We start from the raw sequence: 25,892 nt of genomic DNA on the forward strand, positions 1-25,892 counted from the left end.
CGGGTATTGGAGGTATTCAAAGCAGGACGAGGAACAGATGCGCCGTGGGGACGTGCAAACCCGCTGTATATTCGCGAACAAACGGATCTCAAGAAGGGAACGATCGAATACTACCTGCGGCAGCTTACCGCTGCGGGGTGGATTACTAAACTCACCAGTGGCCTCTATGAGTTCAATGACGATCCACGAGAAGAAGCTTAGAGCTCGGGAAGATGGGAAATATCTGAATAATCGAAGATGAGTGACTAGAAATTAGCTTAATTGGCCGTTAATCGCGATATTTACGTGGAGTTACTCTTGGTAGCGTGTTTTCGCCACCAAACGACACTTCGTGGCCCAAGCTTTACTTTTTCAATTTCACCCTTTCGTGCTAATCGCTCAAGTCGCCGATGGGCCGTTTCGCGTTTTTGATCAAAATAATCTGCAACTTCGTTAGCACTGTGGAAAGGCCGTTCCCCACTCTCGAAAAACTCGACAATCTCTTCGTCAGATATTTCAGAACTGAATTTTCCGGTATCTGAGTCTCGTGTCATGCATTTCAGTTAGAAGGTGACACACTTAAATCCGCGTACTCATTGGTACGCCGGTAGGTTTAATACCACGCAACCATTAGTACATGGTAAGGAAGAACGGTTCCCTCAGGGACATTGGAACGTCCCGGGTGTTCCAGCACCCGGAACCGGTCTTCCGAATGGAGTAGAAGACCAATGCAAGCTACGACATGCGCTAGTGAAAAGCGTTCCGACGAACAGGAGGCCAACTAACCATGGGGTGCAAGATGTGCGGCTGTCCCACACCACGGTCGCGACTCTGCAAGCAGTGCGATCAATTCAAACATGCAACATTGCCGAGCGAGATGGATTTCAGCGAGGAACCGGACTGCCCCGAATGTGATGGCCTCACGAGCGGTGAGGGCATCATCTGCTACAGGTGCCGGTGATTCGATGCGTGACTCCCCATTTCGGACGGCCCAAGTTACCGCCCACGTGAACGGTGACGAGTTCGAATTGAGAGCCACAGAAAGAATGTGGATTCGAACGGACACGCCCGTTCGAATCCGACGATAGCTCCCTACCCCCTACTTTATGCCAGACGAATTCATCACAGAGTCGTGGGTTTCGCAAGTGCTCGAGGGACATCAACTCGGGAACCAGGGATCGCTCGATGTATGGGCGGAGAGTGTCGCCAGCAACGTCATGATGGTTACCCAGTCACGGTCTATTGCCCGTCCGGAGTCTGCAAGTCAGCAGCACGAATCAATATTCCGTGCCACGTCAATCCGTATTTTTCTTGATTTTCTTGAGATGTTCATACTGTTCGTCCGGCACTTTTGGGCAATATCAATAGTAGAACTAGATAAATCCGAAGATTTTACTGATGAGTAGTTAAACTTGAAGAAGTGGAAGCAGACGAAATTCATCCGCAGGCAAAGAGGGTTCTCAAACGCCAACAGTACTTTCCACTTCCCCATAGCGAGCGTGGGCTTCGTTTCTTCCGACTGTATACCCGCGGTATCGCCAGGATATGGAATCGGAATCCACCATCAGTCGGAAAAATAGTTGACCGAACGATTCCCGATTCTGACGAGCCACTCGAAGCAAAATTGTATCTTCCGGAAGGATCCGGGCCTTTTCCGACTGTCGTGTTTTTTCACGGTGGTGGCTTTGTTTTCGGGGATTTAACGACATACGACGTCCTCTGTCGGCAGTTAACCCGTGCTAGTGGGTGTGCAGTATTATCGGTTGCATACCGCCTTGCTCCGGAGCATCCGTTTCCAGCAGCCGTTGAAGATGCCTACACAGCAGTAAAATGGGCAGCTTCGAACCCCTCTGCAATCGGGTCAACTGGTGACCTGGCAGTCGCCGGTGATAGTGCAGGCGGGAACTTAGCCGCTGTCACTTCCCTCATGGCCGCGGAACAGAATGGCCCCGAAATCACACATCAAGCACTCTTGTATCCAGCCATTGGCAGCGAAGCTGGACAACCATCAGTTGAAAACCACACTGGTATCGTTCTGGATGAAAGTGACCTCGAGTGGTTTCGGGACTGTTACTTTGACAGCAAGATCCATCAGCGGAATCCATACGCAGATCCGATTAATGCCTGTGATCTCTCCGGTGTGGCGCCAGCAACGGTTATCACTGCCGGGTTCGATCCGCTTCGAGACGGGGGCAAAGCATATGCAGAGCGGCTCGTTGACGATGAAGTCTCAGTTCGGCATATCAACTACGAAAATATGATTCATGGGTTCATCATGCATCGCGATATTGATCGAGCGCGTGAAGCGATTGCTGCTGTAGGGCGTGATCTCGCGGACGCACTATTGTCCTCCTGATCTCCTCCTTGCGGTCAAACACGAGTATTTTTCAAGATTACCCACAACGACAGTTCCGATATGTCTCTCAACGCTTTCGGAAATAATGTGTTTCATGGGTGTGTAGGACATGTAACTGCCGGTCGAGAGTACAAACCTCTCCTAAGACTTTTTGGAGGTTCCTGTGTGACTCTCTACTCTACGTTCATCTTTGATACATTTCTAAGTAGTATTCCCAGAATACGATTCCATTATGAAAAAGAGAATTCGAATCGGCTATCAGCTTGGATTTGGCTGAATTGAGTCGCTAAACCCTTTCTCAACAAGCGACCGAGGGAGAGAGTGGAGTCGGCTACAGGCGATCGCGTCCATTCCGACGGGATGACCGACCATTTGACGTGAATTTATCAATCTGTTTGCGAAGAGATTGATAGTATCGCTGGATGTCAGAGTTGTTCTTCCGTTTTCGAGCTCTGTCTTGTCCTCTATTTCGGAACGAACGTCTGCTTGTTCTTCGAGAAGCTTGTTCCCTGTCTAGCAGATGTTCACGGATCGATTGTAATTGACCAGTCAGAGATGATGTTCTCGATAGTTGAACATAAGAGATCGTAAAGACAGGTGCTGACAGAACGACGAGAAAGTAGCTCACTGTCGTAGCAGTATTCATCGAGAAGAATGCTTCATGGATACCATAAATAAACAAAAATCCGCCGACAATACCTAACGCTTTGTTTAGATAACTAGTTGATGAATCCATGGCAGAGTTGCTGGCCTTGTCTGAACGACTGATACTCATCTCGTGAGAAATCGTTTATAATCCCCTGTAATAAAGATTGTTAATTTAGCTTCTAATTTGGGATTTGATTATGGCAAGTGCATCTGGCTTAAAATTGTGTTATGAAGAAACAAGCGTGACCTTCGCCCATAACAGCGGGAGGATAGAAATTATCCGGTAGTGAGTGTGGTTTTTTCAAAGGTGTACCTGTTGGCACTGTGTTCGAATTGGACAGTAGCCCAGTGATCAAAGAGTCGAGAGTGGATCCGCTCCTTGTCGAAACAACTTGTACGATATGGAGAGCCTATTTTGACCTAAAAACCATCCAAACTAGAAAATATGTACAAACTGATTTTGATTAATAGTATGTACAAATGATAGGATTCAATGTTAAAGGGTCGTTACCCACGCGTATCTGGGTGTGGTTTCATTCGCTTCGGCACAAGTTTCGCTGCTCTGTGTAACCAATATGGAGGAGGTAGACTGTTAAAACCAGGGCTGTGAGGGGTCTGAATCGAATAAATTCGCCGTATTTTCTTAGTGTATTGGCAAAACATTCACATTGGTTCGTTCTGTCGTATGAACACATACACACTCGTAGTTCCGCTGGAACTTTGAGTAAACTACCGCCCTGAACGAGTCAGCGACCAACAGTTCCATTCAGATCCCATGACACGATATGACGACCTCTTCGATGAGACTACGCCCACTGACAGTGTCTTCGCCGATAAGGGTGCGCTCGATCCACTGGCAAAGCCGGACAAAATCATCGCCCGCGACGAACAAGAGCGGCAACTTGCAACGATCCTCAACGGGGTGCACGAAGGCTATCTGCCAACGACGGTGTCGATCTATGGGCCACCCGGCACTGGGAAGACAACGACGACACGACTAGTGTGTCGTGAATTCGCTGATCGAACTGAACAGGTTGCCGTCGAGTACGTCAATCTCAAAGAATGTCGAACGTTGTTTAGTGCTGCGAACGAGATTCTGCTTGAGGTGAGTGGTGAGCGCAAGAAGGCCTATGAAGGACTCGACGGTGTCTTTGCAAGTCTCTGGGAGGCACTCACGGAGTATCCAGAGTACACGATCCTCCTTTTAGACGAGATCGATCAACTCGCCCAAGACTCGAACTACGATCCGAATGACTTCTTCTATCGCTTGTTGCGTGGTGAAGGACGACTCAAACGCGGTATTTCGCTATCGACATTTCTTATTAGCAACGAGTTGCTGGAAGTGGATCTTCGGCTTGATAGTCGGGTTCAGAGTGCGATGAGCGATGAACAGATTTTCTTCCCGCCATACACGGAGCAACAGTTAGCTAAGCTCACAATGCCACGCTTCCGACGTGCATTTCGTGATTGTGAGAAGATATTATCGGTTAAGGTGTATAGCCATGGTCTCCGACAAGCAGCGATGCGGTGGGGTGATGCACGGAAAACGCTGACTCTTTTCCGGCACGCGGGTGAAACGGCGAACGAACGGGAACTTGATACCATCACCCGTGACTGTATCGAGGTGAATCTTGAACAAACAGACAAAACAGCCACGCTTGAGCGAATCACGCAGCTACCTCTCCAACATTTTTTCGTATTGATATCGATTACGGCCTGGACGAACCGGCGAACCGGCGAGATTGTACAACCAGTTACGATGTCACAGGTCGAAGATTCATACGCTAAACAATCGCTTCCAGATGAGGATTCCATCGGTGTGCGTGCAATGCGAGATATCGTAACCGACCTGGAGACAATGGGTCTCATCGAAACGTGGATTGATTCTCGTGGTAGTGATGGCCGCGTCAAACAGGTAGAAACAGCGTTCGACCCGGAATGGGTCAAGGATGCCCGTCCACAGTACATCGAGCAATCCGAGCATCTGGAACATCCGTCAGAATCTGAATAGGGTGCTTCTATGATCAATCTTGAGGTGCTTCCTACCGCGAATGAGTGTTCTTGATTATGGACTGGTTGGCATTCCATACATTCCATTTGATCGGCCATTGAATTCCGATTACACCGTTCAATAACTGTGGGTATAACAGACTATTTCGTCGCCCTCAGCCTACTGGAACTGTCTCCTATTCGAGACACTTGCTGTAATCAAGGATAGAAGAGTGGGCTGCTGACTGTAAAAATCGGAGATCGAAAACTACCCAACTGCTCTACGATATTTCATTGCTTCCTCAACTATTATATCTAAATTCATTAGATCAGCCAACCGTCGAGTATCTTCAGAAACTACAGGTATTGAAAAATGCTTGCACAGTTGTATATAAAGGAAATCCTTATTAAGGAAGACTACTAGAAATAAATGTAATGAGTCAAAGGGATATTATTTGGCTAACATTAGAAAGTATTCGATGGGATCACACTTCTCTTTCCGATCATTGTCGAGATACTACACCTCAACTCAAGAGGATTGTAAATAGCAGTGACGCTTGTTCCTTCAATAATTGCCATTCTCATGGAATTTGGACCAGGTCATCTAGTGCCTCCATCTTAACTGGAATGGCACCAAGCCGTCACGGGGTTGGAATCGACCGTCAACGCCTTCCGGAGGAGGTGGAAACGATCCCAGAAAAATTGAGGCAGTTAGGATATCGAACCGCCGGAGTGTCATCAAATGTTCAAATCAGTCCTGAAACATCGGCGCGAGGATTTGACAATTTTCATTATCTATCCGCGGATACAATATTGGAAAATGTACCTTATGATATACTACTTAAGTACGGGTTAAATCTTTGGCGCCATTCAGTTGGATTAAATACAAACACTAAGGCACACAGCTTGGGATATATCGAACGTGCATTATCAAAGCGAGAGATAACAAAGACCAAGGAGGATGATCGGCCTCTGTTCTTATATACTCATATTGGAGATAGTCATCATCCATATTATCCACCAAATCCTTGGCAAAAAGAATTTGAGTCTGATTTGACCCTTCCTCTAGATGAAGCTCTTAATATTTCTATGGATATGTCAAATAACATACTTGATAGAGTGGCAAACGGTATTAATTACACCGATGATGAGTTATATTCATTAGAAGTCCTCTATGACTCACATATTAAGTATGTTGACCATTTGGTGGGCGATATTGTCTCATTCGCTAAACGACAATTGGATAACCCAATTATAGTTATTACCGCAGATCATGGAGAGCTATTTGGAGAACAAAACCTCTTAGGTCATCGACTAACTATAAACTCGGCTCTCACGAACGTTCCACTGGTTTTGATAGGATGCAATAATAGAGAATCAATTAGCAAAAACTCTGATTCTCTTCTTCAGCATGCTGATGCTATGCAAACGGTGCTAGATAGTATCGATGTGAGCGAAAACTTAGAAATTGGTCAGAATATTGGCAATGAACACCGGAAATTCGTAGTCTCTCAGTTAGGAATTGACCATCAAAAATCGAACCTGAAAAAAGTGAAAAATATCTCACCAGAGTTTGAAAGCCCTTACCCGCCAGAGACAGTTACTATGTTGAAAAGTAAAACTCATACTTTATTCTCTTCTGAATCATGCTCGAAAATAATTGATTCCACTACCAGAGAATCGGTAAATGAAGATGAAATTATCGATAAATATGAGTCACAATTAGAAGAGTGGTTATCGAAGTTCGGTGAACCGATCTCTGATTCAGAAGAGGAAGAATTTAGCACAGAGGTAAAGCAACGGCTTCAAAAGCTTGGATACGTCGCTGATTAAGAGATTATTAATAAAACTACTATTATATATGGTATCATGTCTTTAATATGACTAGAATTAATAACATTAAATAGCTGCTTGTCCATCCCGACAGATTATGGTGGTTAAATATTAGATTAATCCATTGATTAAATACGAAAAGCATATATTGCCAAAATACCTTTGATTCGCTTATGGCTAGTGTCGCTCTGATCGTACTCGATACACTTCGCCAAGATCATTTTAATGAGCATTTTGATTGGTTACCGGGAACTTGGTATCCAAATGCTTATTCTACAACAAACTGGACAGCGCCTGCTCACGCATCCCTCTTTACAGGCCTCTACCCTTCGGAAACAGGTGTTACAGCTAAATCGAGAAAACTTGGGTCTGATCTACCTATCCTACCGGAACTAGCGTCTGATCAAGGGTACCGAACAATCGGTCTTTCTGCCAACCACAATGCATCCGAAGAGAACGGGTTCGCACGTGGTTTTGATGAATTTTGGGGACCAACCCAGTTATTAAACCCTGATAACAAGAATATAATAAACTTAGAAAAAGTAATATCTGAAACGGACTCCTCCGGTGTTCGGCTCTACTTAAAGATTCTCGCGGAATGTTTCTCCCCGAAACACGATACGATTGCCTCACTCACGAGAGCAGCTTCAGTCAAATTTGATATCCAGACACTCTCAAAAGGTGTTGAGGATGATGGTGCATCGACCGTACTAGAGAGGAGTAAAATCATGAATGAATCTGAGGACACCTTCTTATTTGTTAATCTCATGGAGCCACATACCCCATATAACCCCCCCAATTCCTACAATTCTCTATCGAAGTCAATTACTGTCAATATCATAGACACATTTTCAGGAGTTGAGCATCCCTCTGAAGTGAGACAGGCATATGATGATTCTGTTAGTTATTTGTCAGACATTTACAAACATATATATTCAAATTTGCGTGAAAAATTTGAATATATAATCACAGTCGCGGATCATGGTGAAATGTTAGGTGAACATAACCTTTGGAATCATACCTATGGACTATATCCAGAAGTGACAAAGGTTCCACTCGTTATTTCCCACACATCGGATGAATCAAAGACCGTTTCTAACCGGTGTGTGAATTTGCTTGACGTGAACAAAACAATTGAATCATTATTAGATATTGATTCTAATTCGAAAGGTCGTGATTTGTTGTCTGATTTTGAGGATCGAGATCTCATTTGTGAGTATCAGGGTCTAATTCCAATCGCGAAGAAAAGATTAGAAGAACAGGGGCTATTAAGTGAGAAAGTGAACAGCTATGACCAAAATCAGTACTCACTGATTACATCATCTGGTGAATACGCAATTTTAGATTCTGATGAAAATATTATAAAGTCAGATATTGATGACAACGACGACAAAATATCAAGTCGGATTGCTGATATCCGCGAAGAGATGGAGTGCTATAATCAAGAAGAGATTCAAGAGGAGATATCAGACGACGTGATGTCACGTCTTGAAGAGCTTGGGTACGCCTAGTATGGGTGACATCGAGAAAGAGATCAGCTCTTTAGTTTCGAGTGCAGCGATGGTATTCATTGGAGCTGCTATTGGTGCGGGGACTACTCTAATAGAGCGTATTATCATAGGAAGAAATGTTACACCCAGCACGTATGGAGATATCTCGGTTGGGTTGGCAATCATAAGCTTCGCATCGATATTATCTCTCCTGGGAATGAAACAGGGGCTACCACGTCAGATTTCTCGACAGGAGTCCAAACAACGAATAGCAGATATCTCATCATTTGGTACTATGATTGTGCTATTGTCTTCAGTTTCTACTGTTGCTATTTTGTTTATAACACGACCGTTTTTCTTATCGAGATTATTCGACGGAGAGATCCCGAATTACATCCAATACTTTTTATTTACTATTCCGTTTATCGTAATGTTAGAAATCGGAGTTAGTATTGCAAGAGGATTGGAAATAACGTGGTATCGTGCCTTATTGCGTGATATAGTATATCCTGTTTTGAGAATTTCCTTAATAGTGTTACTGATTTTGTTCGGATTTACAAAACAATCTGTAAGTATCTCATATCTTATCTCGGCAATGATATTAGCTGTCGTGATATATTCAACCCTTATAAGTAAATTCCGTCATCATATACGAGTCCCAAAGTTTGAGACTAACGTTCTGTTATTCTCACTCCCTCTAGTTATCTCGAGCGCCGCTTCGATTTTATTGACAAAGTCAGACACCCTTTTAATTGGTTTTTATCTACCTTCAGCTTACGTAGGTTACTACGAAGCCGCATATCCAATTGCCAATGGCCTGATTATTATTCTTTCTTCGTTTGGTTTTCTTTATTTACCCATGATTTCACGTCTTGATGCTAACGATCAAATATCAGAAATACAGAGAATCTACCAATTAGTGACGAAATGGGTCTTTATAGCTACTTTCCCATTATTTGCCACAATTATAATATTCTCGGAGGAGATACTTTCGCTAATATTTGGGAGTGAGTATTCGTCAGGTTCTATTGTATTAATAATACTAGCAGTCGGATTTTTTACAAACGCAGCAGCAGGACGAAATCGAGAAACAATAACCGCATTAGGATTTCCACAGGTTGAGCTATATCTGAATTTATTTGCATTTACGTTAAATATAGTACTTAATGTCATTTTAATACCTATTTTTGGGATCATTGGGGCTGCTGGATCGTCTGCCTTGTCATTCTTATTTGTGAACGCCGCCTCTACGATGTTTCTGTATAATAAATATGATATCATCCCAGTATCGAAAAATGGTATAAAAATCATGATTATTCTCCCGTTAATGATCATACCAGTTTCAGTACTGGTTTTTAAATCATTTTCTATCGATATCATAGGAATTGCAATTTATACAATTGTTTGTTATGCGATAACCCTCCTAATTGCTATTATTCTTGGAGGAATATCTCCTCTTGAGGAAGACATAATATTAGAAATACAATCTAAGATAAGCCAGACAAATTGAACGCAGTGAACCGACTGTCTGGAAACCGTATCCAGGGATAGATCATCCCTCCTCGACGCTTCAGACGTCTCCACTAGTGACTTCTCGAATATCGAGGGGGTCGCAGACAGCTTCTGGAGAATGGGCCAGAAAAACACTATCACGTCTACTGCGAAGTTCTCATGACCAGTTCGATAAGACTCAGTCACTGTTCGGCCCCGACTTCCACAGAATTGGCTGACGCGACCGTGAATAAGTTCAACTTCCCGAGTAGGGAGGCGAAGCAGGAGGATATGTACTCAAAGAGAACGGAAGCCACTATCTTACCCTTTCAGTTACGTCTACCCGCTTTGCGCTATACCTCATTGACGACATCGCCAATACACCCACTGAGTTGACCAAAGTCACGACGAAAGCGCTTGCGATCCTAGTTATCGACCCGACGACGTTCAAGTTTGATGGAGTCTACTACCTGATGGACTACGACAAACGGGACGAATACCGATCTGAGGTTTGACGACACAGCAAGCTCCATTGAAGGTGTCAACTGGACGGCTCACCCATCGTCTCCCATCTTTACGACGACGCGGCAAGAGCGACCCGCTGGCCGTCCTGTTGTCCATGATGTTTACGTGGACATCGTACAGATGGATAACACACGAGTCTTCAGCGATAAAATCCGCCAGTTCCGCATTACGGACATCTCACCAACCGACCTATAGCGCGACGAAAACGGGGGCGTCACCCATCACCCATCACGCAAGCAGACTTCTCGAACTCGTGGAACGGGACGAGTATCCACACGTGGGATCCAATGTCGCCGCGTGGTGTCGGTGAGCAGGTTGCACTCACTGACGGAACAGCAACGACAAACCGCCAGTGGGGAATTAGTCTCTACGCGCCTGCGAAAGTCCGTCCGTCGGATTGTTTTGCAGACCTCTCGGGAAAACCGTTAGTTCGGCTACGGATACGAAAGTCGCCCTTGACTCGGTGGATTACGACGAGTCACAGGCGTTCGATACAACGAATAACGAGTATGTCGCGCCTGAGACGGGGAAGTATCGAATTGAGGGCCATGCGATGATTGGATCATTCACTGGGACGGGAGCGTTCCAGTTCCGCGCACAACTCAAATCGAGTGGCGGGACACTCGATGAGAAGAAACTGATGCACGTGGATACCGCCTATGGCCTTTTATCACCCGATGTCTCGGCTCACACACGACTCACAAAAGGCGATAGTGTCTGGATGGCGGTTTTCCACAACACGGGGGCGTCGGAATCACTACGGGCAGGAGAAGGCAATACGAAATTCCTTGTTGAGCGGATTGAGTGATATCACCCTACTGAACGTAATCGCATTTGCTGCGGGTAATTGATTCAGGGAGGGATGGAACATCAGTAACTATATTTGAGTTTGCATTGTAAGCGTATCCAAATTGACCGTAAAACGTAAACACTCGCTAGTGCGGAAATATTTGACTGACGGCCAGCATCTCGCCGTTCTTCTCTTGATTCTCGGAGTGGCTGGCAGCGCACTCAACGTCGTCATTACCAATCCATACATTCAGACATTCCCGCCCGCACTCGCGGTCGCTGGCGGTCTTGCACTGTTTGAATCGACTGACATAGATCACAGCCTCTCTGGGTTCGCTCTCGATTGGCGGCTCACGGTATCACTCGCGTTAGGAGTCACAACCGCACTCGGTCTACTCTATCAAGGTGGCGGCGGGCGATCCACTGCCACCCTCATGCTGACGGTGCTGCTCTATCTCTGTGCTGCACTTGCCATCGTTTCGAGTGGTGATCTTCGATTGCAAGTCGGCCTCATTCTATTAGCAGGAGTCGTCCACCGGGCGACGATGCTCTATGCATCTCCTATCCCAATGGGGAGTGACACGATGTTTCACCAGCGGATGGCCGCACAGATTGCCGAAACACATACGCTCGAACCGCTTGCAGTGGCCGGGAGTAAGCACTACTATTCTCCAATTTACCATCTCTTAGTCAGCAATTCGATGCTCATTCATGGTGTGAACGCGCAGACGGCGTCGTTCCTGGTTGTTTCCATCCCGGCGCTCGTTGTGCCGGTGACAGTCGTCGCTGCGGTGTCGAGACAAGAATTTGGATCAACGTATGCTGCACTGAGCGCCTACTTCGTGACAATTAGTGATGCAATCCTGAAATGGGCTGTCACACCAGCAACCACCACACTCGGATTCGTGCTGGTGAGTTGCATCATTCTTTGTCTACTCCGAACCTCTCGGAGTTCGCAGCGGGAGTATCACGCGCTCGCCATGGCCCTGTTTGGAGTGTTGATCATCACCCATCAAACGAGTGCATTTATTGCGGCGACCGGAATCACACTCCTATATAGTGCTCGGTCGATAGTTGACGGTGTATCGCGAGTACTCCTACCTCTTATCGCGTGGCTGGCCGTTCTCGGATCGTGGATGGGGATGCGTTATGCCGGGCCAAACTCACCAGACATCCTAACCCTCATATTCTCGTTGTTTGTGGCGAAGCTCGCGGCGAGTGGGGGAGGTGGGACAGGAGAACTCCCCGAGTATCTTGACGTGGTTCCAGCAGGATCAGCTGGCCTAACAATCTTGCATACCATCGCCCCTGCGCTCGTGCTTGGTTTCGGGGTGCTTGGCGGGGTGCTTCTTATCCGTTCACGAAGATCAGGGTGGAACCGCTATTTCGAACTCTTAGTGGTTGCTGGCGGATTGACTGCCGTGGCCTTTGGTGGGCCGCTCGTCGGCTTCGCTGCGCTCCTCCCATTTCGTTGGTTCCCCTTCATCTATCTCTGTCTTGCGCTCACTGCACCAGCAGGGATTTTGGCCCTCTCCCGACATCTCCCCCAAACTCCCCGCCCACTGGCAATCTGTGCCGTCCTGATTTGCATCACAGCGTTCATGGGTGGGACATACCTCGGTGCGTTCGATAGTCCAGTGTTCGATGATTCGTCACAAGCGATGTCATACGCCTATTCAGCGTCGGAAGTCGAAATGCTGGAGCATTCAGCAAAGTACAACGGGGGAGCAACGGTATCTGGCGAACGGCTGAGTACGTTGACTGTTCGACGATGGTTTGATGGAGACAGCGAGGCAGTTCACTACATCGCCAACGAAAATCGAGTTGCCACTCCCACAGATGACTTGTTAATCCTTGATCGTCCGTATTCTCACACGGATCACGCATGGTATGATGTTAGTGTTAATGGGACGACACGAAGTGTTGTTGGAGAGCTGCCATCAGGGTACTTCCAGTGCGGGAAAGACGTTGTTTATTCCGCAGGTAAGTCTTCGATCCGGTACAGTACGGATGGCTGCCGTGGTCTATGACAAGAAATCCAGGTCTTAACTACTGGCATTTGGTTCCCGCCCGATTAAGAAATAGACACCAATTCCGCCAAATGGGATGCTACCTATGCCAAAAGTCAAAAGATAGAACGACGGATTGAATCACTCCACACATCGCCTGCCGACAAGGAGGGATGCATCCGGGAAATGGTACAGGAAAAAATCAGTTGAGATGGCTTGTGCAGCACAAAGCCAGCCCCTGAGTAATAGGGCGAGTACTATAGTGGAGAAATGTTCGCGCATATGCTTTGTGAAACTGAAGAGATTATAAATAATTTGCTGTTAGGTACGCGGGACGAGTCTAACGAAAGTCTTGAACGTGCAACGGGTGCGTCGTCGATATCCAATCCTCTGGGCTGTTTTCGGAATACAACACGAGATCTTCATCGTCGATGTAGTCGGTGAGCTGCATCAGTACGACTCCGTCCAACATTCGAAATACAGAAGAATATCCTCGTTTGTACACCCAGTTGACTGAGATAAATTTTTGCTTTGATTGTAGATGCGTGGAGAGGGCGTAAAGCAGCGGTTGAACTATTAAGACATAGAGTACAGCAGCAATACCGAGAAGAACAATGACAGTGGATGATTTAGCTTTAGATTTCGTTATGAGGTTAATTCGACCCAAGAAATAAGTTTCCAATTTTTACGAATTGTGTATCACGACAGTTAAGTCAAAGGATATTTCGTTCAGTGGAGATTACAGTACAAAATAGAAGATTTAAAAGTTGAATGTGAGTTTCTTTGATTCAATCGAATCATATAAGTGAGGTAATCCCCTCGGTAAAGTAGATGGATTCAATCGATGTACTCGTGATTGGGCCAGCTGGTCATACAAGAGGTGGTGTTTCTCAGTATATAAGTGGGCAGCAAAAATATATAAACGAGAAAATAAATATAGAAGTTCATAATTCAGGAGCTGTTGATGGTGATAATATTCGATCATTGGTGCGCGCCCTTTTCAAATCAGGAGCACAGTTAGTTTCTCTTCTCACTAAATCTCAGCCAGATATTATCCATATTCATACTGTACATGGTTTCCCCTTCTATCGCAACGCACTTTTTATTTTGTTATCAAAAGCAATCTGGGAATGTCCAACTATTCTTCATGTGCACGGTTCAACTTTTGATGATTTTCTCAAGTCAGATTCAAAAGCGACCAATTACATTCAGACTAAAGTGTTTGATTCTGTGGACAATATTATTGTGTTATCAGAATATTGGAAGAGTCTGGTTGAATCCCATACAAATAATTCAAAAGTCGTTATAATTCCTAATGGGGTTAAAACAGACGAATATTCCCCAAAATTCTCAAGCAAATCACCTGACTTATTATTCGTGTCTGATTTAATTGAGAGAAAGGGGATCAAGGATCTACTTGTTTCTTTTGAAACGATAGATGCTGACGTGGATCTTCACATCGCAGGAAAAGGTCCTCTTTCTGGATTAGTGAAAGAATATGAGGAAAGAAACAAAAATATACATTATCACGGATATGTATCTGAAAAAGAGAAGGCAGAGTTAATTAATTCAGCATCAATTTTCATACTACCAACGTATGCTGAAGGACTTCCTATTGCGGTTCTTGAAGCAATGGCTGGAGGTAATGCCTTAATTGTAGGTGATGTTGGCAGTATTCCTGAGGTGGTAGGTTCAAAAAACGGCAACATCGTCACACCAGGGGATCAAAAAGCAATTCAAGAAGCAATTCAGGCGCTTGTGTCATCACCGGATACAACGACTGAAATGGGAAAAGCAAATCGAAAAAAGGCTGTTGAAAAATATTCTTGGAAAAAAGTGGATCAGAAATTAACAAAACTATATAAATCACTAGTTGAAAGCTAATTTAACGCGACTCTGAATCTACTAATCCATGTCAAGTGAAACAGATCCAAATAGGTACATATATAGTGAGGTTTCAATTAAGTCTCTCTTGTACAAGACTCACTACTTCCTCTCTAACTGTTTTCGATCGCGAAATATTTGGTACAATATCTGAATTTGAGATGTTTACTAAATATTCAAGGACATCGTCAACACTTCTAGTATGAAGTATTTTATTATTTTCGACCATCATTTGGTCTACAGAGAGTAATGAATTTGGGAAAAAGGACACTGCTGGCTTATCCATACATCCTGCTTCACGGGCCATCGTTCCCGAGCCAGTGAGTACACACTGCGAATGCCATGCAAGTTCCAACCCATTCAGGGCACGCTCAGGAACAAACACACGATTGGATGGATACGGAGTCGCGAACTGCTCGTCACCACGGCCCCGAGGCAAATAAACCACGTTGAACCCTCGCTCGACCGCTCCGTCCAAGATGTCTGGCACGAGAGATCGTTCGGCGTCGACGTATGCCGCGTCGAGTGCCTCTGGACGCACAACAATGTACTCCTCGAACGGGAGCTTGTCGGTAAACGACGAGTCAGGCTCGAAGTCAGCGATGTAGATATCCTCCTTGTATCCATCGTACGCGATTATCTGCTCTGGGTCGGCACCCCACTTGGTCAACTCTTCAGTTTCGAACGCCGATGGAACGACGTTGTACGTCGCCTGCGCTTCCAACCGGTTGTACAACTCTTCATACTTCAACCCATCCACGTGTGCCGTGATGTCGTTATCAGTAAAGTGAATCGACGGAATACCACGAGCCTTCGATGCGAGAATACACATCGCATTTCGCGACGAAAGTGACACGTCTGCAGATGGAGCTTGTGCCATCAGTTGCAGTGTTCGAAGCGGAATGCCGAATTTCCGGAGGAGTGTATTGTCGAAATCCCGCCCCAACGTCGTATAATCGAATCCGACCTCCTCAGCCAAACCTACTGTTTCCGTCTTTTCACGCACTGTGACGTTTGTCTCAAGATTCGGAAGTGCGTCCACGAGTCCCCGGAAGAAGAAGGGATGTGAAGGGCTAACGAGATCGATCCATGTCGACGGTCGTCTAACCATTATTATTTCACTTTATATACGGCTGACTCTAAACCCTTCCGTGTTCCATCTGTCTTCGTCCAATATCGCCTTTGAGTCAATAACGAGATTATTATTCATAAATCGGGATATGAACAGTGGATCAATCTCTTCGAACTCATCGTGGTCTGTCGCAATCACAATAGCATCGGCACCGTCAACTGCTTCCTCTCTGGACAGCAACTGAAGCGTCTGATCATTCACATGAGGATCATGAAGGGTGATAGAGGGTGAGCTTGACGTATCTACCTCTACACCACCGTCTGGCATAGCTATTTCTTGCTGAGGCGAAACCGCCTGCAGTTCTCGGGCAAGTTTCAACCCAGGACTCTCACGTGTGTCGCCAACATTTCCTTTGTACGCGACACCAAAAATTGCAATCTTCGTGTCCTCAAGACCACCGAGTTCTTCCTTAAGGATGTCAATAATATATCCCGACATCCCGTCGTTAACCTCACGAGCGTGTTTGATGAGATCCAGTTCCTCAGAGTTCTGCCCGAGGAACCACGGATCCACCGGCAAACAGTGCCCGCCAACACCCGGGCCAGGGTGGTGGATATTCACACGAGGGTGCTCGTTTGCGAGCGAAATCGCTTCACGAGAATCGATTTCGTAGTCGTGAGCAAGTTTCGCGATTTCATTAGCAATCGCAATGTTCGCATCACGGAACGTGTTCTGAATAAGCTTCACAAACTCCGCGGTCGTTGCATTTGCTGTCGTATGAATCTCGGCTTCGACGAACGACTCGTAGAGACGAACCGCTGCCTCGGTCGAAACGCCGTTGACTCCACCGATAATTCGAGCGTTCTGTTTCAGCTCGGTAATGATATCTCCTGGAAGGACGGTCTCGGGACAATGTGCCAGCGCGAAGTCCTCACCGGCGTCGAGACCGGATTCTTCAAGAATTGGACGGAGAACATCAGCTGTCGTTCCTGGTGGCACTGTAGACTCAAGAATAACTGTATCACCAGGTCGAAGATGAGGTTCGATAGCCTGGCCTGCACTTTCGACGTACTCAAGGCCAGCTTCTTTCGTCTCTCGGTCGAATGGCGTCGGAACGCAAATGATGTGATATTTCGCTTCTACGACTTCGTTACTAATCGTCAACTGTTCTGATTCGATTGCCTGCGTGACGAACGCTCGAAGCCCGGGTTCATCGAAGTGAACCTCACCATCACTGAGTCGAGTAACGACTTCCTCGCTTGTATCGTACCCGACCACATCATGGTCATAGTTTGCGAACATTGCTGCCGTTGGGAGTCCAATGTATCCCAAGCCGTGAATACAAAGTGTGCTCATTGTGGTGTCATCTCCAGTTCTTTTGGTGTTTCTGATTGCTCTACTTCCGTTATAATCTGTTCACCTGCTTCACCGTCGCCAAACGGATTCGTCCAATCACACACAGCCCCATCCATCTCGATAGCCGAATCCACGATTTCGTCGGTCTCAGCGCCAGCGAGCGTGTTCGCTCCGACATCGATTGTCTCGGGGCGCTCCGTGTTGTCCCGCATCGTCACGCAGGGAACACCGAGGATGCAGGCTTCCTCCTGCACGCCACCGGAATCCGTGAGAATGAGGCGGGCGTTGCTCTCGAGATTGAGGAAATCGAGGTAATCCTGTGGTTCGACTAACCGAATCGAATCCGGTACCGAAATGTCGAACTCATCAAGCCGGTTTTCCGCACGCGGATGAATCGGGTAAACGGCGTCGACATCAAACCGGTCCGCAACTCGGGCAATTCCATCGAGAATCTCTTCAAATCGGTCCTCGTCGTCCACGTTTTCAGCCCGATGAGCGGTTACCAGGACAAATTCACTAGGTACCAGTTCTAGTTCATCGAGTATTGCACTTTTTTCCTGTGCGAACTCTCGGTGCTGCTCGACCGCATCCACGACCGTATTACCTGTGACGTAAATCCGGTCTTCAGGGATGCCTTCCTCTCGAATTAGATCCGCCGAGTCGACGGTCGGTGCGAACAGATAATCAGCGGCGTGGTCAGTCACTACTCGATTAATTTCCTCTGGCATGTCACGGTCGAAACTCCGCAACCCGGCTTCGACGTGGCCGAGTTCCATGTCGAGTTTGCTGGTCGCAATCGCACCAGCGAGTACCGAGTTCGTGTCTCCCTGGACGAGAACCGTTTCTGGTTCTTCATCCTGAAGGATTTCTTCAATACCGACGAGCATCTCTGCGGTCTGGACACCGTGTGAGTTAGAACCCACACCGAGGTTGTAATCCGGTTCGGGGAGTTCTAACTGCTCGAAAAACACAGCATCGAGTTCCTCAGAGTAGTGTTGCCCCGTGTGAATCACGGTGTATTGAACGTCTTGCGATTCACATGCGCGAATAACTGGTGCAAGTTTGATAATCTCCGGACGAGTTCCCAGTACGATTGCAATCTCTGTATCCGACATTTTAGACACCAACCTCGTGCACTCGGTCGATCATATTCGAAATCCGATTCAGGATCAATCCACAGAAAATCGCAAGTGTCCCAATAATCGTGGTGAACCCAGCCACCAGCACCTTTGCAGGATAGAAAATATCTGTTGATTGATAAATAAGGATCGCGTCAAGGCCGTAGAGTCCTCCGGCGATAGTAAGGATTAGTCCAGGGAGGCCAAAGAAGACCAATGGATGGCGGTCACGAATCAGTTGAAGCATGAACGTCACGACGGTCAGCCCGTGATGAAGCGGGTTGTACGTCTGTCCATCGATGCCCTCGTATCTGACATCAATCGAAGCCTCCTCAATCGTGAGATCCTCACGCACTGCCGAGTCGATCATTTCGCTTTCGACGCCGATGCCATCCGTTTGCAACCGAAGTGAATCGATAGCATCTGGAGAAAATGCACGGAATCCACTCTGTGTATCGGTGAGATTTGCACCGTTCCGACCAGTTGTCAACATATCTAACACCCGCTGACCAAACCGTCTATAAAGCGGTGTTTCGTCGTCAGGATCCTTCTCGAGATACCGACTGCCGATGACGAGATCAGCGCCGCCATCGGTAACAGGTTCGGTGACTTGAGGAATGTCGCTTGGCTTGTGCTGCCCGTCGCCATCGATGAGAACGAGGGTATCGCATTCGGTTGCCCGTGCAAACTCGAGAATCGTTTTTACTGCGCCTCCCTTCCCACGATTTGATTCATGCTGGAGGACTGTTGCACCTGCCTGTTTCGCAATCTCGACAGTCTCGTCAGAACTCCCATCGTCGACGACCACCACGTGGTCGGCGTACCGTTGTGTTGCGAGGATTGTACTTCCAATTCCGATTTCCTCATTATAAGCCGGGATACCGACCAGGAGCTCTACTTGCTCATCCTCAGTTGATTGAGCATTAGCATCGGCGCTCGTAGTTTTCTTTACTCCAGTTGTTTTAGACTTCATTCCATCTAGCGTCATTTTTCACTCCATAATATAAACTATTTTTGTTATTAAATTAACTTTAATAATCCCATTTATCACTAACGACTTGTCCTCATATGAGTTTGTATATACTCAGCCACTAAATATCTTCTGTTGGGATCTAATATTTGTAATTTGTATGGATTATACAATATTATATAATGTACTACTTATTTTATTTATTTTTTAAATTTGTAGTTTTAGTATATTAGATGACGTGGACAAAGAAGAGAGTTAGTGTCATCAGACCAGAATACTAGTATGGAAATGACCTCACTTAACTATCTAGAAGGAAGTTGGCAGCAAAATCTCAAACCACTGTGTGACTTTTATTACATATAAAACAATATGCGGAAACGTCGTTCTGCCAGTATTATCATATTAGTCCCGAAAAATCAAAGAGGGGAATAGTTCACATTACCAGTTGCATCCTTGTCGATCTCCATTCGTTGGCATGGTGAAAATAAGCGGATCATTACCACTAGTAGCATAAACAAGGTTCCGAGTTTGAAAAGACCCTTCATAGGACTTGTAGCCGATTGTTTTCGGTGACGATGGAAACAGTTGTGCGCCAACTGTCGTCCAGGACTGTTGAGAGACAACCGGACAACTCGGCACCGCTCCACCGTGCAACCATTCATAGATACCACGCTGGGAAACATCGTTAGGTGTTTGCTTTGGATAGTACTTCGATGCAAGCCTCGTCATATGTCCATCACTTGTCCACCCATCAGCGTACGTGACTGCAAACGTGGCTGTCTCAAATTCCGATTGTGTAACGAGCGGTTGTGCTGATGTTGCTTCTAACCCACTAAACGCGAGCGGAGCACTCACGAGAGAACAGACAATAACAACAACTACAATAGCAGTTGTCATTGTAGATGGTTTCCAGCTTCGGCCTATCATGACGGCACCAAGACCAGCTAATACAGCAGCAACAATATGAATGAATATCTGCCCTCGAATAGCAAGGTCTTGGTATTCGATTGTAAGACTACCAGTCAGTGCGAATCCAATAATGGAAATAGAACCGATGAGCAAAGCAAACATCATGTATCCCTCCCTTCCGGCATCAATCAGCGAAGGAATCCCCTGAAAGGCAACGATTCCGATCACAGCAATCGGAAGCACGAACAGGAGTGTAAGTGGGTCTGTCGTCGCAGTGCCGGGGAAGATAGATACAAAGTAATTGACCACGAGTAATCCAGCACCACCAACTAACGCCATCGTTGGAACGGTCTTTTGCACTCGTGGACGAGTGATTGGGAGCCAGAGAGTGAGCAAAATAAGGACGACGATCCATGCAGCAAAAAGACCCGGAACGGAAGAAATCCGACTGACCTCGTTTAACTCCGCAATAGAATAGTACAGACCTGTATAGAGCCAGAATCCAGCAACGAGCGCTCCGGCAAAGAGACCGGCTGTCCACTTCGATTCGCGAAATACCAAGACCAACAATGAGACGGCACTAAACCCTCCGATTATCGCGCCAAGGTTGTGTGTGAGCGGGAAGAGAGCGAACACTAACACAGATAATAACAGCCACGAACGGCGAGAGGTCCACAACGCGCGTGCGAAAACAAATACAGTTAACAGAACGAAAACGTGTCCAAGACCCTCGCTGCTCACCGCAGTTGAACGACCAAGGAAGATACCTTCTGTAGCAAGGACAAGTCCTGCAAGCAGTGCTGCGATTCGAACATCAAAATCAGGCCACCGGAGTTGAATCCCGATTCGTCGCGTAATGGCGACGACAAAGAGACATACAGTGGCTCCGATGCTTGCAATAAGAACCTGTGCAATATACAGTGGTGAAACACCAGTTAGGCGGCTACTGATTGTGAGAAGTACCGTGAACGTAAACTCATCTGGATTAAAAAAGCCCCACGAAGTCGGAAGATAGCCATATGCTAAGGTCTCCCGGGCGAGTGCTGCAAATTTGAACCCATCCGTATTGAACGGTAACGGACTCCAATACAGGGGAATCGTTCGCATCGTAACGGCGACGGCAAAGACAGTAAGACCGACAAATGCGAGCGAGCGACGATTACTCATCGGAACCACCGTCAGATAGCATTGTATGGTTTCTATTCGTTTGACTACCTTTTCTAACTAACGCCGACGGTTGACGGATTATTAGAGATCCAGCGACGACAATTGCACTCACCAAAACTATTCCGAGCCCGCCTATGAGACTGCCAACAAACACGGTTGGTGAGATTGTCGGCGTGATACGAACTCCGTATATGATGAGGAAATCCAATGTAGAGAGAAGAGCGAGTCCAGCGATTCCACAGATCAACGCACACCCAATTGCGACCAACCCGACTGTAAGTGCATCCGTGATTATCACTCGAAGAACCCGGATTGGCGACGCACCTGTCGCACGATACACGCCAACCGCCTGTTGTCGAGCATGGACTGCTTGTGCGAAGACTGCGGTCGTACTTCCGACCGTCATCATGCCCGCAAGCATGATCAAAACAACCAATAACACTTGCATATTTCCGAATGCGGTGTTCAGTGCCTGTGCGATACCAGTGGATCCATCAGCACGTCCGCTGCTAGCGTAGGCAGCAACGAGACGATCGTCGCCACTGACCGAATATGATGCTGTAGCCAATTGGTGATTATCTGCAGTTACAGATACAGAATACGCACCCGGTGGTTGCTCTCCAAGATGGTACACCTCAGTCGTATTGTCTCCAGCAGCAACCGAAACCGATCGTGTGGTGCGTTCTACATCACCAGAAAGTCGAATTGTGCGGTCAAGCGTTGTGTTCCATGGATTGTACAAATGAACATGTGCTTCTGGTTGTGAGAGGAGACTTGGATTGGGTGGCTGAATCTGAACATCTCCCGTTAGCATTCGTCGCGCTGATGGTGTGACTTCAACTGTCTTAGTGAAATGCTGGTTTTGCGTTTCGACATGGAGAGTGTGTGATCCAGCTGAATCAAATGGCACTCTGACAGCTCCATTCGATCCAGTTCGAACAGTAGTATTGGCAACGCGAACGGTTGCATTCGGTATTGGATCACCATCTACTGTTGATACAATGAGTTGAGGTTCGCTGTTTGGTGGTACTTGTGCCGGAAGCCCATCTACCTGGATGGCGTTTGCCGACTTGATTGCTAGCGGTTGTGTATAGTTGCCGACTTGCAGTGTTGTACTTCCTGGTTGAGATGGCCGCAAGCGAATGGTCTTTGTCTGTTGTGAATGCGCGGGAAGCGTTACTGGAACAGACTGCGAGACGTTTCCAAGCCAAACTGAAATGTTCCGTGTCGTCGGGGCAGAACCAAAATTACGAACTTGGATTTCGACTGGGACAGATGCGTTCGCAGTTGCTTGACTCGGTGCGCGAACATCAAGGATCTCGATATCGGTCGATGATTGCGTTCGGTCGAACTGTTTTGGTGTTCGAATGATGTGAACGGTGTTATCATTGGTCGTCGAAAGATGCTGCGCAGTAGGAAGAGAAAGGAGTAGCTGGTCATCGTAGGGACCGGATGCGCTATAAGTACCAACAATATGGATTCTGGCAATACCAGATTCCGTGCTCCCACCAAGAGTGACGCGATCACCAACCTTGATACCGGTTGTTTGAGCAAGATCCGTGCCGATGAGAGCTTCATTCGATGCGGTCGGACGCTGACCTTGCTCAATGGTTGCGTTCGAAATGTTGGCAAAATCTGAATAGTTCGCTCCTCGCGCCACGATTGGTTTACCATCATGAACCGTAAAGAGAAGAATTTCTGCACTCGCGGGGATGCCCTGTGCATGAAGACCATCAGCATACTGTTCTGGAACCTTACTTGCAACCGGATGTATCGCTCCTGGCTCTGTGATAGTCGTTCCCTCGGCAGTCATAAGCGGCATCAGAACACCGCCAACCGAGGTGACGAGTAGGACAACGGTGACAAATACCGTGAGAGTGGCAGTGCTTGGACCAAGCGCACGCCAATCGAGTAGTCGCAGGCTCAAAATCCGACGAACGACATTTTTGTTGACAGCCGACGCAGGCCGTTTTCGACCAAATGAACTACTTAGTTGAGACGGTGGGCCGCTGATTGTCGGCCACGCTGCCACCACGCCAGCACAGAGACCGACAAGCATTGTCCCACCATAAACAGGAAGGAGAACACTCAGTACAAGCTGGGATACACGGAGTGTAAGCGAGGTTGGAAGGCCAGCAAAGACAGCAACATTGACCGCGATATTCGGCAGGATGACACCAATCGTATACCCGATACCGATACCGACGCCAGTTAAAAGACCAGCCCGCAATGCAAACAACTGCAAGATAGAAAACGGATGACACCCAGTCGAGCGCAACACGCGAATCGCTTGCAGCCGATCGCGGACGGTCATCTTCGTCACACTATAGACAGTCACACCGACGAGAATCGCCCCGCCGATTGCGGTCACTGTTAAAACGGTCAGCAGTTGCCGCGTTCCGAGAATGAAAAACGAGAGTGCTGATCGAAGGGGAACACCACGATCGGGACTCGCTGTTGCTTGCTCGCTTGCAGGCGTAATGACGAATGCGCCAGTGGATCCCAACTGCTCAACCAGCTCAGGCTGTGCTATGAACCACTCTGAAGGGATGAACTGGTGAGTGGATGATCGCGAGGTGACGTTGACAGTTACCTGTGTTTGCTGACCACTAAGCCGAATTGCTCTCGGTTTCATCGTCCCACTAGAGACACCAGACGGAGGAGGATTCGGAATCGAACCATCAATTCGTCTGTTGAACGTCTGGGCACGCTGGCGAGATATTCCAGCGACATATTGGGTTTCGCCGTTCGGTAGCGTGACTTCGGCTAGTGGGATGACGAGCGATGATTTCCCCGCCTGTTCTCTCGCAGTCACAACTGACTCATGATAGACCGCAGTTCCTTCCGTGTCGTACTCTTGAGCTATTGCTGTCGTCTGCGCACTTGCAGCAGCAATAACTAACGTTGTGCCTGTCAGGAACGCCACAGTCACCGCAATGACGACAATAGCCAACTTATCGCGACGCGACCACCGCGTTAAGAGTGCACGACGATATCCCACTGCGTCACCTCATAGAGACGGACCGCGATGGGTCTGTGCTGGAGCCGTTCCATTTGCAGTCACATTCACCCAGAGATGAAGTTCACGATATGCATTGTCTGCCGTCGGATTCTGTGGCACATCGCCTTTGTACAGGAGATAAATGAGACGCAACTGCGTGCCTGTCATCGTTGCCGTGATATTGTGTTCTGTCTGCCACGTCTGGTTATGCTCTAACGACGTTTGAAATCGCTGTAGCTCCTGTTCATTACGGACGACCGTCGAATTATTTTGACTTGTGACGTTCTGTAAGAGCGCAACTGCTGTGTAATTCGTCCGTTCGAATTCATGGTTTTCAATACCGACGGTAACGGGCTTACTCTCACCGCGTGTGAAGTTCGCAGGATAGTCGTCAGCAACCAATTCGCCGTCATCATTCTCGGTCAGTAAATAGAACTCCGAAAATGACTCCCCCTGGTTCGGGACCAGGACGGCATACGACACACTCGCAGCAGCGAGGATGACACTTATTGCGAGGATGACGTTCAGTGCAGCATCCGCTCGTGTATCCGGTTCGAATAATTCGGAACGTGCAGCACTGCCCCACTGCATATATGGAACCGAAAACCGCTCGTTCTCTGGGAGTTTCCATCGTCGAACAGCCGCAATCGCAGTCATGAGAAGCGTAAATCCAGAAATACTCACGACAATGGGAATTAGGCGAATTCCCCACGGAGTGAAGTTGAGGATAAGGCCGATAAGGGGAACGATGGCAATACTGGTTCCAAATGAAAGCGCAACCCGCTCAAGACCATCAATTCCAGATTCAAAACGCGACGGCTGAGTCTCTAGCGATTCGTCTTGCTCTGTACGAGGGGTAGTACCTTCTGGAAAGAGCGCTGCAATAAACGCATATCCTGGTGGGAAGAGAACAAACGCAAGTCCAACAGCTGCTCGAAGTGGAGTTTTGTTTAACCCCGGTATGAATACTACAGCAATTGTAAGTATGACAAAAATTCCTATTGCGACTAAATCCGCAGGAAGACGACGAATTGACCGGGGAAGAAGGAGTTTCGGGTCAACATCGCGAGTCATTCATTTCCACATGAGCACTACCATAATAAAAACTTCCCGGTAATGTCTGTCTTTTCTCACGAGCCGTTAGATATATAAGAAAATATATTGAAATAGTCAATTAATGAAGTACGCGGTTAGTTAATATTGGATATGAGACCTAATCATCAAATGTTGTATTTATAATCATCAAATGTTGTATTTATATCCATATTGCTATACTCTCCTATATGATGGAATAGTAAGTAGATGA

At 47.0% G+C, this 25,892-nt stretch carries 16 protein-coding genes; 8 read left to right on the forward strand and 8 right to left on the reverse strand.

Annotated features, from left to right (window positions below):
• Nucleotides 1-281: 281 nt before the first annotated feature.
• Nucleotides 282-533 (reverse strand): ArsR family transcriptional regulator, encoded by a 252-nt coding sequence (locus BW974_RS24870; RefSeq protein WP_139328924.1) that lies wholly within the window; start codon nt 531-533, stop codon nt 282-284.
• 866 nt (nt 534-1,399) lie between these two features.
• Here BW974_RS24870 and BW974_RS17665 point away from each other — a divergent pair.
• From BW974_RS17665 to BW974_RS17700, 8 genes are all read left to right on the forward strand, one after another.
• The gene (locus BW974_RS17665; RefSeq protein ID WP_076431553.1) at nt 1,400-2,335 is read left to right on the forward strand and encodes an alpha/beta hydrolase; all 936 of its coding nucleotides are present in this window, start codon (nt 1,400-1,402) and stop codon (nt 2,333-2,335) included.
• 1,423 nt (nt 2,336-3,758) lie between these two features.
• A complete protein-coding gene (locus tag BW974_RS17670; RefSeq protein ID WP_076431554.1) occupies nt 3,759-4,994 on the forward strand; it encodes a Cdc6/Cdc18 family protein in 1,236 nt (411 codons plus the stop codon).
• 413 nt (nt 4,995-5,407) lie between these two features.
• Entirely contained in the window at nt 5,408-6,805 is a 1,398-nt protein-coding gene (locus tag BW974_RS17675; RefSeq protein WP_076431555.1) for a sulfatase-like hydrolase/transferase, read from the forward strand.
• A 173-nt stretch (nt 6,806-6,978) separates the two neighbouring features.
• Nucleotides 6,979-8,316 carry a sulfatase-like hydrolase/transferase gene (locus BW974_RS17680; protein WP_076431556.1) on the forward strand — a complete coding sequence of 446 codons (1,338 nt, stop codon included), beginning with the start codon at nt 6,979-6,981 and terminating at the stop codon, nt 8,314-8,316.
• Nucleotide 8,317: 1 nt separating this feature from the next.
• Nucleotides 8,318-9,805: a flippase gene (locus BW974_RS17685; protein WP_076431557.1), complete on the forward strand. Its 1,488-nt coding sequence runs from the start codon at nt 8,318-8,320 to the stop codon at nt 9,803-9,805.
• Nucleotides 9,806-10,864: 1,059 nt separating this feature from the next.
• Complete coding sequence (locus BW974_RS17690; RefSeq protein ID WP_139328925.1) at nt 10,865-11,119, forward strand: hypothetical protein; 255 nt, start codon at nt 10,865-10,867, stop codon at nt 11,117-11,119.
• Nucleotides 11,120-11,261: 142 nt separating this feature from the next.
• Nucleotides 11,262-13,130, forward strand: a complete 1,869-nt coding sequence (locus tag BW974_RS17695; protein ID WP_139328926.1) for a hypothetical protein — start codon at nt 11,262-11,264, stop codon at nt 13,128-13,130.
• Between the two features lie 810 nt (nt 13,131-13,940).
• On the forward strand, nt 13,941-14,993 hold the full coding sequence (locus tag BW974_RS17700; protein WP_076431560.1) for a glycosyltransferase family 4 protein: 1,053 nt from the start codon (nt 13,941-13,943) through the stop codon (nt 14,991-14,993).
• 73 nt (nt 14,994-15,066) lie between these two features.
• On the opposite strand, the gene BW974_RS17705 is transcribed toward BW974_RS17700, so the two are convergent.
• The 7 genes from BW974_RS17705 to BW974_RS17735 form a co-directional block, all read right to left on the reverse strand.
• Complete coding sequence (locus BW974_RS17705) at nt 15,067-16,104, reverse strand: DUF354 domain-containing protein (protein WP_076431561.1); 1,038 nt, start codon at nt 16,102-16,104, stop codon at nt 15,067-15,069.
• Between the two features lie 12 nt (nt 16,105-16,116).
• A complete protein-coding gene (locus tag BW974_RS17710; RefSeq protein ID WP_076431562.1) occupies nt 16,117-17,421 on the reverse strand; it encodes a nucleotide sugar dehydrogenase in 1,305 nt (434 codons plus the stop codon).
• Nucleotides 17,418-18,536 carry a non-hydrolyzing UDP-N-acetylglucosamine 2-epimerase gene (gene wecB / locus BW974_RS17715; RefSeq protein ID WP_076431563.1) on the reverse strand — a complete coding sequence of 373 codons (1,119 nt, stop codon included), beginning with the start codon at nt 18,534-18,536 and terminating at the stop codon, nt 17,418-17,420. Before wecB ends, BW974_RS17710 begins: the two co-directional genes overlap by 4 nt.
• 1 nt (nt 18,537) lies before the next feature.
• Nucleotides 18,538-19,527, reverse strand: a complete 990-nt coding sequence (locus tag BW974_RS17720; protein WP_245800172.1) for a glycosyltransferase family 2 protein — start codon at nt 19,525-19,527, stop codon at nt 18,538-18,540.
• Nucleotides 19,528-19,947: 420 nt separating this feature from the next.
• A complete protein-coding gene (locus BW974_RS17725; protein ID WP_076431565.1) occupies nt 19,948-21,585 on the reverse strand; it encodes a sodium/phosphate symporter in 1,638 nt (545 codons plus the stop codon).
• Entirely contained in the window at nt 21,578-24,538 is a 2,961-nt protein-coding gene (locus BW974_RS17730) for an ABC transporter permease (protein WP_245800173.1), read from the reverse strand. Before BW974_RS17730 ends, BW974_RS17725 begins: the two co-directional genes overlap by 8 nt.
• Nucleotides 24,539-24,595: 57 nt before the next feature.
• Nucleotides 24,596-25,660, reverse strand: coding sequence for a DUF1616 domain-containing protein (locus BW974_RS17735; protein ID WP_076431567.1), 1,065 nt, complete (start codon nt 25,658-25,660; stop codon nt 24,596-24,598).
• Nucleotides 25,661-25,892 lie beyond the last annotated feature (232 nt).

It is taken from the genome of Haladaptatus litoreus (assembly GCF_900156425.1).
GTDB lineage: Archaea > Halobacteriota > Halobacteria > Halobacteriales > Haladaptataceae > Haladaptatus > Haladaptatus litoreus.